The following is an 11,333-nucleotide window of genomic DNA, read 5'->3' on the forward strand; positions in this document are numbered from 1 at the left end:
CTGAAATGGCGAAGAAATTCGGCATGACACACTTTGTTAACCCCTCGAAGGTAGAGAATACCGTGGCCGAGATCGTGAAGCTGACGCAGACCGATTTTGACCAGATCGGCGGGGTCGATTACTCGTTCGACGCCACCGGCAACGTGAAGGTGATGCGCGACGCGCTGGAATGCTCGCACCGCGGCTGGGGCGTGAGCGTGATCATCGGCGTGGCGCCCGCGGGGGCGGAAATTTCCACGCGGCCCTTCCAGCTGGTGACGGGCCGGGTCTGGAAAGGCACGGCCTTCGGCGGTGCCAAGGGGCGCACCGACGTGCCCAAGTTCGTCGACTGGTACATGGACGGGAAGATCGAGATCGACCCGATGATCACCCACAAGCTGAAGCTCGAAGACATCAACGAGGGCTTCGAGCTGATGCACGAGGGCAAATCCATCCGCGCCGTGGTGGAGTACTGATGCGCGCCGCGGCCCTTCTCGTTGCGCTCGCAGCCTGCGCCCCGGCCATGGCGGCCGAGCCGGTGCTGGAGTTGCGGGTGGGGCCGCAGGCCATCCATGCCACCACGGAGGACATTCGCGACGTCATGGTGCTGGAGAGCTACCCGCCCAAGATCCAGCTTCGCATCGGCCCGGCCTTCGCCCGCGCCATGAGTGAGCTGACGGCGGCCAGCATCGGTGAAGAGGCGGTGCTGTCGATCTGCGGCGAAGAAGTGATGCGACCCAGGATCATGGAGCGCATCTCCGGCTCCGGCATGATGTTGTCGCCCGTTCCGCCCGAGAAGCTGGATGGCTTCGTGAAAGTGCTCACCGGCGAGGTCTCCTGCCCCGGCTGATCCGCCTTGCCGCCCCGGTGCAAGCGCCTACCTCAAGGGCAGTCCCAGCGCCGCAGAGGAGGCCCCCTATGACCGACACAATGCTCGATGACACCCCCGCCAAGCCAGAGCTGCGGCCCGGCGCGGTGAGTGACCACGCCTTCTTTCGCTCGCGCAACGTGATCATAACCGGCGAGATCAACGACAAGGTGGCCTCGCGCGCCACCACCCAGCTGCTGGCGCTGGCCGAGGAAAGCAGTGACCCGATCAACCTCTTCATCTCCTCGCCAGGCGGGCATGTAGAGAGCGGCGACATGGTGCATGACGTGATCGGCTTCATCAAACCGCGCGTCCGCTGCATCGGTTCCGGATGGGTCGCCTCCGCCGGGGCGCTCATCTTCATCGGGGCGCAGCGCGAAAACCGCTACTGCCTGCCCAACACCCGCTTCCTGCTGCACCAGCCCTCCGGCGGGATCGGCGGGCAGGTGAGCGACATCCAGATCCAGGCCGAGCAGATCCGCATCATGACCGAACGCTTCAACAAGCTCTTTGCCGAGGCCACCGGCCAGAGGGAGGAGAAGATCGCCGAAGACACCCGCCGCGACTTCTGGCTGAAGACGCAGGAGGCGGTGGATTACGGGCTTGTCGGCAAGATCATCCGCCGCGTGGACGAGCTCGGCTGAGGGAACCGGGGCGGCTTTACGGCGGTTCTCTCTCAAAGGAGAGCCGCCGATGAATACCAAGCCGAGTTTCCCCGCAGATCTTCTGCCTGCCGACCCCGACACCCAGAGCCGCCTTGTGCCCGTGGCCGTGGCCTGCGGGCTGGTGGCCGCCGGGGCGTTGCTGTGGCGCGCCAAGCCGCAGGCGCTGCAAATCCCCGATCCGGCCCCGCTTGGCGCCGAGCCGAGCAAAAGCCTCTTCCGCCGCCTTGCCCGGCGCTCTCGCGACGGGGTGCACAAGATCGCGCCGAGCAACATTTCGGTGTCTCTGGGGCGCTCACTGGTGATCGCGGGCGGCGCGCTTCTGGTCACCCGCCTGCTCGATGAGCTGGCCGGAAAGGACTAACCCTTCCGCGCCACCACAAAGCGGGACCGGGCCGGGTAACTGCCGGTTTCCACGATGCTGAGGCCCGGGCGCTCGTGCATCTCCTCCACCTGCGTTTCGCTGAAGTATTGCACCATCGGTGCCATCCCGATCAGGCGCATCGCGCCGATCAGCAGGCGCAGGGGCCAGCGCCCCGCGATGCAGGGCGTCTTGGTGATCAGGTGGCCGCCGGGACGGACGCGCGCGGCCAGCGCGGCTACGGCGGCGGCGGGGTCTGGCGCAAGATGCAGCACGTTGAAGCAGATCACCGCATCGAAGGGGCCTTCGGGCAGGTCATCGAGGCTGTGCCGGGCGAGGGCGATATTGGTGAGGCCATCGGCCTCGATCCTTTCCTGCGCGATTTCAAGCAGCGCGCCAGAGATATCCGTTGCAAGAATTTCCCGGGCATGGGGCGCCAGCCGGCGTGCCGTGGTGCCGGTGCCAGCCCCGGCCTCCAGCACCCGCGCATCGGGGCCAAGGTAGGCGGCCGTGCGCTCGAGCGTGATGGCATATGCCTTCTCGTCGGCGATGGGGCGCTTGGCATAGCCCTTGGCCATGCGGTTCCAGAAGGCTTCGGTCTTGGTTGCGGGATCGGTCATTGGCGGTGTCTCCTTGGCATGGAGATGGGCTACCCAAACGAAACCCGATAGAGAATTGCGAATTTTCGACGGTGCGCTATGCATATTCGCATGAAAGCGCCCACTGCCGCCTTCGACTGGAACCAGGCCCGCGCCTTTTTGGCCGCGGCGGACGAAGGCTCGCTTTCCGCCGCCGCCCGGCGCATGGGGCAGACCCAGCCCACGCTGGGCCGCCAGGTAACGGCGCTGGAAGAGGCGCTCGGGGTGACGCTCATGGAGCGCGGCGGGCGGCGGATGCAGCTGACGGAGGCCGGGCGTGAGCTGCTGCCGCACCTGCGGGCCATGGAGCAGAGCGCGGGGCAGGTCGCGCTTGTCGCGGCGGGGCAGGCGCAGGGCGTGTCGGGCCGGGTCACCATCTCCGCCTCCGACATGGTCGCCACCCGCGTGCTGCCCCCCATCGTCGCGCAGTTGGCCCGGCGCGCGCCGGAGTTGCAGATCTCCGTCCTGTCCTCCAACACGCTGTCAGACCTGACGCGCCGCGAGGCCGACATTGCTCTGCGCCACGTGCGCCCCAGCGAGCCCGGGCTGATTGCGCGGCTGCTGAGCGAAGAGCCCGCGAAGTTCTGGGCGTCCACCGCCTATCTGGAGCGCACGGGCCGCCCCGCCGCGCTTGCGGAGCTTGGGCAGCACGACTGGGTGGGCCACACCGACGGGCCGACCATGCTGCGCTATCTCGCCGAAAAGGGCATCGAGGTGCCGCCCGAACGGGTGCGCACGGTGGCTGACAATGGCCTCGGTTATCGCGAGCTGGTGCGGCTGGGGCTGGGCATCGGAATCCTGCCCGAAAGCGATGTGCGCCCCGGCGAAGGGATCGAGCCGGTGCTGCCCGAATTCACCTTCATGACCGTGCCAACATGGATTGTCACCCATGGCGAGCTGCACACTGCCCGGCGCATCCGCCTCGTGTTCGACGTGATCGCCGAAGCGCTTTCAATGCGCGGGCCGAAGCCCTAGGTATGGGCCCATGGATAACAAGAACAACACACCCCTCCTCGCCGTCCTGATCGACGCCGACAACACCTCTCCCAAATGGGCCAAGGCGATCTTCGATGAGATCGCGGGCATGGGGGAAGCCTCGGTGCGCAGGGTCTATGGCGACTTTTCTTCGAGCCAGATGAACGGCTGGGCCAAGGTGCAGGCCGAGTTCGGCCTCGTGCCGCACCACCAGCCGGCGAACACCGTGGGCAAGAACGCCTCCGACATCGCTCTGGTGATCGACTGCATGGACTTGCTGCACACCGGCCGCTTCGACGGCTTCATTCTGGTCAGCTCCGACAGCGACTTCACCCGCCTTGCCAGCCGCATCCGCGAACAGGGCTACGACGTCTTCGGGATCGGCGCGCAAAAGACGCCCGAAGCCTTCCGCAAGGCCTGCAAACGCTTCATCTTCCTCGAAAACCTCGAAGGGGCGCCGCAACAGAAGCAGGCTGCCAAGAGCGGCGACAAGCTGAACGAGGCGCGAGACCTGATCTTCCGCGCAATGGACGCGCTGGAAACCGAGGACGACTGGTATGCCCTCGGCCCCCTTGGCCAGCAGGTAACAACGGCGAACCCGGATTTCGACGTGCGCAGCTACGGCTTCAGGAAGTTTTCGGACCTTGTGGGCAAGATCCCGGTGTTCGAAACCCGCCGTGGGTCGGGGAACCAGATACAGGTGCGGCGGGTGGATTGACCTTGCCGGTCAGGCCGAGCGCCGGAAATCGGCCGATGGTTTGCGGTATATAAGTCTCAGGGTCGCAAGGCGCTCCTGCACGGCATCCTGTCTTGCCTGAAGATCGGCCTGCAACCGCTGGATATGTTCGAGCTTGGTCTCGAGCTGTGCGATGCCCGCCTCGCAGGGGCCGTCGCCCTCGTCCGAAAGGCAGGCGCGCATGGCGTGGATTTCGCGAGTCGAGAAGCCGGTTTCGATGAAATCGCGAATGCGGGCGGCGCGGCGCAGGTCGGCCTCGCTGTAGTGACGGTAGCCATTGAGGGTGCGGCCCACGTCCATGAGCCCGGCCTTCTCGTAGTGGCGCAGCATGCGCTGGGTGATCCCCAGCCGTTCGGCGGCTTCCTTGGCTTGCATCGTGTCGCTCTCCATTCGGCTGCCGGTGAACCTGTGGTCCGCCGGTGCGGTTTCAAGGTGCGCCGGGGGGGGCTCGCCTGCCCCACCCGGCGCGAGGCCGGTCAGCCGCGAAGCGACCAGCCGCCATCTACCGTAAGCACCTGCCCGGTCAGCCACTCGCTTTGCGGATTGCCGAGGTGCAGGATCCAAGGCACCACATCGCCCGGCACGCCGCGCCGCCCGAGCGGTATCTGGGCCGCCTCCTGCTCTTCGATGCCGCGTGCCACCTCGCCCGGAAGCCCCATCATGCCGGTGAGTGCGCCGCTCTTCACCGGGCCAGGGGAGACGGCGTTGACGCGGATCCAGTCACGCGCAAGCTCGATGGCCCAGCTGCGCGTAAGACTCTCGAGCGCGGCCTTGGTGGCTCCGTAGTGGGCCAGTCCGGGCGCGGCACCGCGCGAGACAGCGGTTCCGATGTTGACGACGGCGCCTTTGCTCTGCCGGAGTGCGGGCAAGGCCGCCTTGACGAGAAGCGAGGGGCCGAGGATGTTGACCGCGCACATCTCGGCGATTGTTGCCGCGTTATAGTCTTCGACCGGCAGAGGCGCACCGGCGCCCGCGTTGTTGACGATCAGGTCGAGCCGTCCGAAGCGCTCCAGCGCGGCCTCGAAGATCGCAGTGCTGCTTTCGGGCTCGGCGCTGTCGGCCTCATGCACCGCGATCCGGGCATCCGCTCCGGACGCCTCTGCCAGCCGCGCCGGGGTGCGCCCGGTGATCAGCACGCGGGCGCCGCGTTCTGCCAGCGCAAGCGCCGTTGCCTTGCCGATTCCCGAGCTTCCACCGGTCACGATGGCAGCCTTGTCCTGCCAGCTTTCATTCCAGGTCATTGCGTTCAGTCTCCTGTCTGCGCGCCCGAGGGCGCTGATGTGGAGACCGGGTTAGCGGATTGACACTAGTGTCAGGGTCAAGCGGTTATTTTACGCGCCTGCCGACCACTCCTTCGCGTGCTTCCGCAGCTCGAACTTCTGGATCTTCCCCGTCGGCGTCTTCGGCAGCTCGTGGAACACCACATGCTTGGGCGTCTTGAACCCTGCCAGCGACTCCCGGCAGTGGGCAATCAGCTCCTCCTCCGTCACCTCCGCGCCCGGCTTCAGCTCGACGTAGGCGCAGGGCACCTCGCCCCATTTCTCGTCGGGTTTGGCGACCACGGCACAGAGGTTTACCGCCGGGTGGTGCATCAGAACGCCCTCGACCTCGACCGAACTCACGTTCTCGCCGCCGGAGATGATGATGTCCTTCGCGCGGTCGGTGATCTGGATGTAGCCGTCGGGGTGCTGGATGGCGATATCCTCGGAATGGAAGTAGCCGCCCCGGAAGGCCTCTTCGCTGGCCTCGGGGTTCTTGTAATACCCCTTCATCACCATGTTGCCGCGCATCACGATCTCGCCCGGGGTTTCGCCGTCCATCGGGGTCTGGCTGATGAATTCGTCCATCACCGTCACCTCCTCGGCGGTGGGCATGGCCACGCCGGTGCGGGCCTTGATGGCGGCGCGGTCCTTCTGCTCCAGCCCGTCCCACTTCGCGCTGTCCCAGAGGCACTCCGTGATCGGCCCGTAGGTTTCGGTCAGCCCGTAAACCTGCGTGATGTTGAAGCCCAGCGGCTCCACCGCAGCCAGCACGGCGGCGGGGGGCGGGGCGCCTGCGGTGAAGACTTCCACGGTGTGAGAGAACTCCCGCCGCTCTCCCTCCGGCGCGTTCACCAGCAGGCCCAGCACGATGGGCGCACCTCCGAAGTGGGTCACGCCCTCATCGGCAATCGCGTTGTAGATATTCTTCGCCGTCACGTCGCGGCAGCACACCACGGTGCCGCCAAGCGCCGGGATCATCCAGGTGTGGCACCAGTTGTTGCAGTGAAACAGCGGCACGATCACCAGGTAGCGCGGCTCCATCACCATGCGCCAGGAAATCACCTGCCCCAGCGTGCTGAGATAGGCACCGCGATGATGATAGACCACGCCCTTGGGCCGCCCCGTGGTGCCGGAAGTGTAGTTGAGCGTCAGGCTCTCCCACTCGTCCTCGGGCATGATCCAGGGGAAGTCCTCGCGGCCCTCGGCCAGCAGTTCCTCGTAGGTCACATGCCGCCCGGTCGCCTCCAGCCCGGCCTCCGCATCGGGCACCTCGATCAGCACCGGCTTTTCTCCCTCCATCACGCTCAGGGCCTCTTCGGCGAGCGAAATGAAGGCCGTGTCGCAGAGCACCATCCGCGCCTCGGAGTGCTCGAAGATATAGGCCACCGTCCCCACATCGAGCCGCACGTTGATGGCGTTGAGCACCGCACCGCAGGCGGGCACGCCGAAATGCGCCTCGACATGGGGCAGGGTGTTGAGCAGGAGCGACGACACCACATCGCCGGGGCGGATGCCACGTGCCTCGAGCGCAGAGGCAAGGCGGGAGACGCGGGCGTGATATTGGGCGTAGCTCAGGCGCGTGCCGCCATAGACGACCGCCTCCCGCTCGGGGAAGAGCTTGACCGCGCGGGCGAGGTGGCTGAGCGGCGTCAGCGGCGCATGGTTGGCACGGCGCTGTTGCAGCCCGCTTTCGTCTCGCATCCATCCCATGGCACGTCCTCCCTCTGCACGGTCGCATCAGAATAGACAGCCCGTGGCCGGGATCAAGAAATTGCCGGGCACGGGGCAGGGCGGTAGGGTGCCGCGCATGATCCTCTCACGCGGGCGCGGCTACCTTTTCATCCACATTCCCAAGACCGGCGGCACCTCGATGGCGCTGGCGCTGGAAGGCCGCGCGATGGCCGATGACATCATGCTGGGAGATACGCCAAAGGCCCTCAAGCGCCGCCGCAGGGTGAAGGATGTGCAAACGGCGGGGCGGCTGTGGAAGCATTCCCGCCTGGCGGACCTGCCGGGGCTGGTGGAGGAAGAGGAGATGCGGCGGCTCTTCACATTCACCCTCGTCCGCAACCCCTGGGCGCGCATGGTGAGCTACTATCACTGGCTCCGCGCGCAGGGCTTCAGGCACCCCGCCGTGGCGCTGGCGCAGGAGCTGAGCTTCAAGCAATTCGTGGCGCACCCGCACACCCAGGCCAGCCTGGGGGCGGCAGATTATGGCAGCTATGTGCGCCTGCCCTCCGGCGAGGAACATTGCCAACTGTTCATCCGGCTGGAACAGCTGGAGGCCGATCTCGCCCCGCTGGAAGCCCATCTCGGCTTTCGCCTCACCCCGCTGCCGCACGTGAACCAAAGTGCCCGGGCAGAGGACTGGCGTAGCTGCTATGATGAACAAAGCAAGGCCTCCGTGGCCCATCTGGCGGCCACCGACATTGCCCGCTTCGGATACCGTTTCGAGCTGAACTGACCGGTTTTGGTAAATTGCGGATCGCATCCGATTCAATTTTTAGGGGCGTCCAAAATTGTATCCCAGCTCGAAACACTGCCCAAATTCGGCCCGGTTCCAGTCCGATTGAGGGCTAGGGAATCATTCCAACTGGCGTCGCTGTCACCGGAACCGCAGCTGCCGGAAAGGTTCCACAACAAGGGATGGTTCGAATGTTCATGGGATGGAAAACGGAAGATTTCGCGGCCTCGGGTGTGCAGAGCCTGGGGGATCGTCGCCGCGATGCGCGCGGCTCCGGACACGGGATCGTGGCGGGCACGCTGGTGGCTACCGAGATGGGCTGGCGCCCGGTCGAAGCGCTGATGCTGGGCGACGAGGTGATGACTTTCGATGGCGGGTTGCAGCGGATCACCGGCCTCAGCCGGGCGCGGCTGTGGAACGGCGAGATGGAGTGCCCCCGGGCGATGTGGCCCATCCGGGTGCCCGCCGGCCTCATGGGCAACCGCCGAGACCTCGTGCTGATGCCCGAGGAAACCGTGGTGATCGAGAGCGACGCCGCTGAGCACATCTATAACGACCCCTTCGCCCTGATCCCGGCGCTGGCGCTGATCGACATGCCCGGCGTCGAGCGCATCTGCCCCAACACCGAGATCGAGGTCGTCTCCATCAGCTTCGAGGACGACCAGGTGATCTACGTCGAGGGCGCCGCGCTGATTTTCTGCCCGACCGGTGCGGCCGGGGAGCCCATCGGCATGGCGGCCCTGCTCACTGAAGAGTTCAACGGCACCGCCAGCAGCGCCTACCAGGTGCTCTCGCTCGATGACGCGCGGATGCTGGCCAGCTGCATGGCGGCCGAGCAGGCCGCTCGCGGCATTCCCGCCGCCGCGGCGCAGGCCGGCCGTCTGGCCGCCTGACGGATCGAAACAACGGCGGGCCCGCCGCGGCACGCCACTGACCACGCCACGTCGGGGGCGCCCTTGCACCCGACAGAACGCGCGAGATCAAGGCCCGGCCCCGCCGCAGGCGTGTCCATCCCTCCTCCGGGAAGGGGCCTCTGAAAACGGAAACCCCCGGCGAGACAGAAGTCCGCCGGGGGTTTTTGTGTCCGGTGGCCGCTCTTCGGCCATTACGATCCTCCTCGCAGCTGCCCCGCACATGCGAGGAGGGGTCGACGGCCCCGAGGAGCTGCCTGCGGGTCAGGCGGCCTTCGCGTCGGCTCCGGTGCCGAAACGATCATAGAAGCTGCCGCCCGAAGCCGCGATCTCGCGCAGCAAAGCAGGGGTGGAGAAGCGCTCGCCGTGCTGTGCAGTCAGCGCCTCGGTCAGCTCCACAGCCCGCTCCGCGCCGAGGATATCCAGCCAGCTGAACGGCCCGCCCGACCAGGGCGCAAAGCCCCAGCCGAGGATGGCACCCACATCGCCCTCGCGGATGTCTTCCAGCACGCCCTCTTCCAGCGCGCGCACGGCCTCAAGCACCTGGGCAAAGAGCAGCCGGTGCTGCACCTCGGAGAGCTCCGGCTGCTCATCGGCTACCGGGAACTTGTCGCCGAGCCCGTCCCAGAGCAGCCCGCGCTTGCCCTTGTCGTCGTAGCTGTAGAAGCCCGCGTTGGCCTTGCGCCCGAGCCGCCCCTCGTCGGCCATCCAGAAGATCACCTCGTCGGCGGTGTCGTCATAGGCCTCGCCCATCGCCGCCTTGGTGGCCTTGGCGATCTTCACGCCGAGGTCGATGGAGGTTTCATCGGTCAGTTGCAGCGGCCCCAGCGGCATGCCCACCAGCTTGGCGGCATTCTCGATCAGCGCCGGCTCCACGCCCTCCTTCACCATCCGTATGCCCTCATTGATGTAAGGGATGATGCAACGGTTGGCGTAGAAGAAGCGGGCGTCGTTGACGACGATCGGCGTCTTGCGGATCTGGCGGACGTAGTCGAGCGCCTTGGCCACCGCCACATCGCCCGTCTTCTCGCCCTTGATGATCTCCACCAGCATCATCTTCTCGACCGGGGAGAAGAAATGGATGCCGATGAACTGCTCGGGGGTGTCCGAGGCCTTGGCCAGTTCGGTGATCGGAAGGGTGGAGGTGTTGGTGGCGAAGATGCACTCGGGGCCGACGGCGGCGAGCACCTCCTTGGTGACGGCGGCCTTTACGCCCACGTCCTCGAACACCGCCTCGACGATCAGGTCACAGCCGGCCAGCGCGGCGTAATCGGTGGTGGCGGTGATCCGGGCCAGCACCTCTTCCTTCTTCTCCGGCGTGGTCTTCTTGCGGGCGATGCCCTTGTCCAGATACCTTTCGGAGTAGGCCTTGCCCTTGTCGGCGGCCTCCTGCTTCTGGTCGATCAGCACCACCTCGATGCCAGCCTGCGCCGAGACCAGCGCGATGCCCGCGCCCATCATGCCCGCTCCGATCACGCCGACCTTCTTCACCTTCTGGTCGGGCACGTCAGGCCGGTTGGCGCCCTTCTCCAGCGCCTCCTTGTTGATGAAGAGCGAGCGGATCATCGCCGCCGAAGAGGGGTTCATCAGCACGTTGGTGAACCAGCGCGCCTCGATCTTCAGCGCGGTGTCAAACGGCACCTGCATGCCCTCATAGACCGAAGACAGTAGCGCCTTGGCCGCCGGATAGACGCCCTTGGTGTTGCCGTTGACCATGGCCGAGGCGCCGACGAAGGTCATGAAGCCCGCCGGGTGATAGGGGGTGCCGCCGGGGATCTTGTAGCCCTTCTCGTCCCATGGCTTCACGATCTTGGGTTCGCTCAGAACCCATTCCTTGGCCTTGGCCAGCAGCTCCTCGGGGGCCACCACCTCGTCGATCACGCCCGCCGCCTTGGCCTTCTTCGGGTCGTTCAGCTTGCCCTCCAGCAGCAGCGGCGAGGCGCCCATCGCGCCCAGCTTCCAGCTCAGCCGCGTGGTGCCGCCCATGCCGGGGAAGATGCCCACCATGATCTCGGGCAGGCCGATCTTGGCCTTGGGGTTGTCGGCGGCGATGATGTGGTGACAGGCCAGCGGAATCTCCAGCCCGATGCCCAGTGCGGTGCCGGGCAGGGCGGCGCAGATCGGCTTGCCGCCCTTGTTCTTGTCGTCCATCCCGGCGCGCTCGATCTTGCGCAGGATGCCATGTGTGGCCATCACCCCGTCGAACAGGCCCTTGGCCGGGTTGTCGCCCGCGCTGGCCTTCATCTTGGCGATGATGTTCAGATCCATCCCGCCGGCAAAACTGCCTTCCTTGCCCGAGGTCAGGATCACGCCCTTCACGGCATCATCCGCCAGCGCCTCGTCGATAAGCGCGTCGAGCTCCTGAAAGCCCTCCATGTTCATGACGTTCATGCTCTTGCCGGGGGTGTCCCAGGTGATGGTGGCAACGCCGTCGGCGTCGGTGGCCATGGTGAACTGGCTCATTCTATGTCTCCCTT

13 protein-coding genes are annotated in these 11,333 nt (G+C 66.2%); 8 read left to right on the top strand and 5 right to left on the bottom strand.

Going from position 1 to position 11,333, the window contains the following annotated elements; genetic code table 11:
• The 4 genes from DYI42_RS15575 to DYI42_RS15590 form a co-directional block, all read left to right on the top strand.
• Positions 1–455, top strand: a 455-nt coding sequence (locus DYI42_RS15575) for a zinc-binding dehydrogenase (RefSeq protein ID WP_213546920.1), incomplete at its 5' end; no start/stop codon positions are given.
• Positions 455–829: a hypothetical protein gene (locus DYI42_RS15580; RefSeq protein WP_213546921.1), complete on the top strand. Its 375-nt coding sequence runs from the start codon at positions 455–457 to the stop codon at positions 827–829. The genes DYI42_RS15575 and DYI42_RS15580, both read left to right, overlap by 1 nt.
• Before the next feature lie 68 nt (positions 830–897).
• Positions 898–1,491: an ATP-dependent Clp protease proteolytic subunit gene (locus tag DYI42_RS15585; RefSeq protein ID WP_213546922.1), complete on the top strand. Its 594-nt coding sequence runs from the start codon at positions 898–900 to the stop codon at positions 1,489–1,491.
• Positions 1,492–1,540: 49 nt separating this feature from the next.
• Positions 1,541–1,873, top strand: coding sequence for a hypothetical protein (locus tag DYI42_RS15590; protein ID WP_244867961.1), 333 nt, complete (start codon positions 1,541–1,543; stop codon positions 1,871–1,873).
• Here the strand turns inward: DYI42_RS15590 and DYI42_RS15595 are convergent.
• Positions 1,870–2,490 carry a class I SAM-dependent methyltransferase gene (locus tag DYI42_RS15595; RefSeq protein ID WP_213546923.1) on the bottom strand — a complete coding sequence of 207 codons (621 nt, stop codon included), beginning with the start codon at positions 2,488–2,490 and terminating at the stop codon, positions 1,870–1,872. The genes DYI42_RS15590 and DYI42_RS15595 overlap by 4 nt on opposite strands.
• Before the next feature lie 90 nt (positions 2,491–2,580).
• On the opposite strand from DYI42_RS15595, the gene DYI42_RS15600 reads away from it, so the two are divergent.
• Both DYI42_RS15600 and DYI42_RS15605 read left to right on the top strand, forming a co-directional pair.
• Positions 2,581–3,483 (top strand): LysR family transcriptional regulator, encoded by a 903-nt coding sequence (locus tag DYI42_RS15600; RefSeq protein ID WP_213546924.1) that lies wholly within the window; start codon positions 2,581–2,583, stop codon positions 3,481–3,483.
• Between the two features lie 10 nt (positions 3,484–3,493).
• Positions 3,494–4,201 carry an NYN domain-containing protein gene (locus tag DYI42_RS15605; RefSeq protein WP_213546925.1) on the top strand — a complete coding sequence of 236 codons (708 nt, stop codon included), beginning with the start codon at positions 3,494–3,496 and terminating at the stop codon, positions 4,199–4,201.
• Between the two features lie 9 nt (positions 4,202–4,210).
• On the opposite strand, the gene DYI42_RS15610 is transcribed toward DYI42_RS15605, so the two are convergent.
• From DYI42_RS15610 to DYI42_RS15620, 3 genes are all read right to left on the bottom strand, one after another.
• Positions 4,211–4,594, bottom strand: coding sequence for a MerR family transcriptional regulator (locus DYI42_RS15610; protein WP_213546926.1), 384 nt, complete (start codon positions 4,592–4,594; stop codon positions 4,211–4,213).
• Between the two features lie 101 nt (positions 4,595–4,695).
• A complete protein-coding gene (locus tag DYI42_RS15615) occupies positions 4,696–5,460 on the bottom strand; it encodes an SDR family NAD(P)-dependent oxidoreductase (protein WP_213546927.1) in 765 nt (254 codons plus the stop codon).
• Positions 5,461–5,550: 90 nt separating this feature from the next.
• Positions 5,551–7,191 (bottom strand): AMP-binding protein, encoded by a 1,641-nt coding sequence (locus DYI42_RS15620; RefSeq protein ID WP_213546928.1) that lies wholly within the window; start codon positions 7,189–7,191, stop codon positions 5,551–5,553.
• Between the two features lie 97 nt (positions 7,192–7,288).
• Between DYI42_RS15620 and DYI42_RS15625 the strand changes: the two genes are divergently transcribed.
• Together DYI42_RS15625 and DYI42_RS15630 are read left to right on the top strand one after the other, a co-directional pair.
• The gene (locus DYI42_RS15625) at positions 7,289–7,945 is read left to right on the top strand and encodes a sulfotransferase family 2 domain-containing protein (RefSeq protein ID WP_213546929.1); all 657 of its coding nucleotides are present in this window, start codon (positions 7,289–7,291) and stop codon (positions 7,943–7,945) included.
• A gap of 197 nt (positions 7,946–8,142) precedes the next feature.
• Positions 8,143–8,838, top strand: a complete 696-nt coding sequence (locus DYI42_RS15630; RefSeq protein WP_213546930.1) for a Hint domain-containing protein — start codon at positions 8,143–8,145, stop codon at positions 8,836–8,838.
• A 282-nt stretch (positions 8,839–9,120) separates the two neighbouring features.
• On the opposite strand, the gene DYI42_RS15635 is transcribed toward DYI42_RS15630, so the two are convergent.
• On the bottom strand, positions 9,121–11,319 hold the full coding sequence (locus DYI42_RS15635; RefSeq protein WP_213546931.1) for a 3-hydroxyacyl-CoA dehydrogenase NAD-binding domain-containing protein: 2,199 nt from the start codon (positions 11,317–11,319) through the stop codon (positions 9,121–9,123).
• Positions 11,320–11,333 lie beyond the last annotated feature (14 nt).

Source organism: Vannielia litorea (genome assembly GCF_018424695.1).
Taxonomy (GTDB): Bacteria; Pseudomonadota; Alphaproteobacteria; order Rhodobacterales; family Rhodobacteraceae; genus Vannielia; species Vannielia litorea_A.

Coding starts and splice junctions, on each gene's coding strand:
- DYI42_RS15625 (WP_213546929.1), top strand. CDS start 7,289: ATGATCCTCTCACGCGGGCGCGGCTACCTTTTCATCCACATTCCCAAG.
- DYI42_RS15595 (WP_213546923.1), bottom strand. CDS start 2,490: ATGACCGATCCCGCAACCAAGACCGAAGCCTTCTGGAACCGCATGGCC.
- DYI42_RS15590 (WP_244867961.1), top strand. CDS start 1,541: ATGAATACCAAGCCGAGTTTCCCCGCAGATCTTCTGCCTGCCGACCCC.
- DYI42_RS15580 (WP_213546921.1), top strand. CDS start 455: ATGCGCGCCGCGGCCCTTCTCGTTGCGCTCGCAGCCTGCGCCCCGGCC.
- DYI42_RS15635 (WP_213546931.1), bottom strand. CDS start 11,319: ATGAGCCAGTTCACCATGGCCACCGACGCCGACGGCGTTGCCACCATC.
- DYI42_RS15610 (WP_213546926.1), bottom strand. CDS start 4,594: ATGCAAGCCAAGGAAGCCGCCGAACGGCTGGGGATCACCCAGCGCATG.
- DYI42_RS15615 (WP_213546927.1), bottom strand. CDS start 5,460: ATGACCTGGAATGAAAGCTGGCAGGACAAGGCTGCCATCGTGACCGGT.
- DYI42_RS15630 (WP_213546930.1), top strand. CDS start 8,143: ATGGGATGGAAAACGGAAGATTTCGCGGCCTCGGGTGTGCAGAGCCTG.
- DYI42_RS15620 (WP_213546928.1), bottom strand. CDS start 7,191: ATGGGATGGATGCGAGACGAAAGCGGGCTGCAACAGCGCCGTGCCAAC.
- DYI42_RS15600 (WP_213546924.1), top strand. CDS start 2,581: ATGAAAGCGCCCACTGCCGCCTTCGACTGGAACCAGGCCCGCGCCTTT.
- DYI42_RS15585 (WP_213546922.1), top strand. CDS start 898: ATGACCGACACAATGCTCGATGACACCCCCGCCAAGCCAGAGCTGCGG.
- DYI42_RS15605 (WP_213546925.1), top strand. CDS start 3,494: ATGGATAACAAGAACAACACACCCCTCCTCGCCGTCCTGATCGACGCC.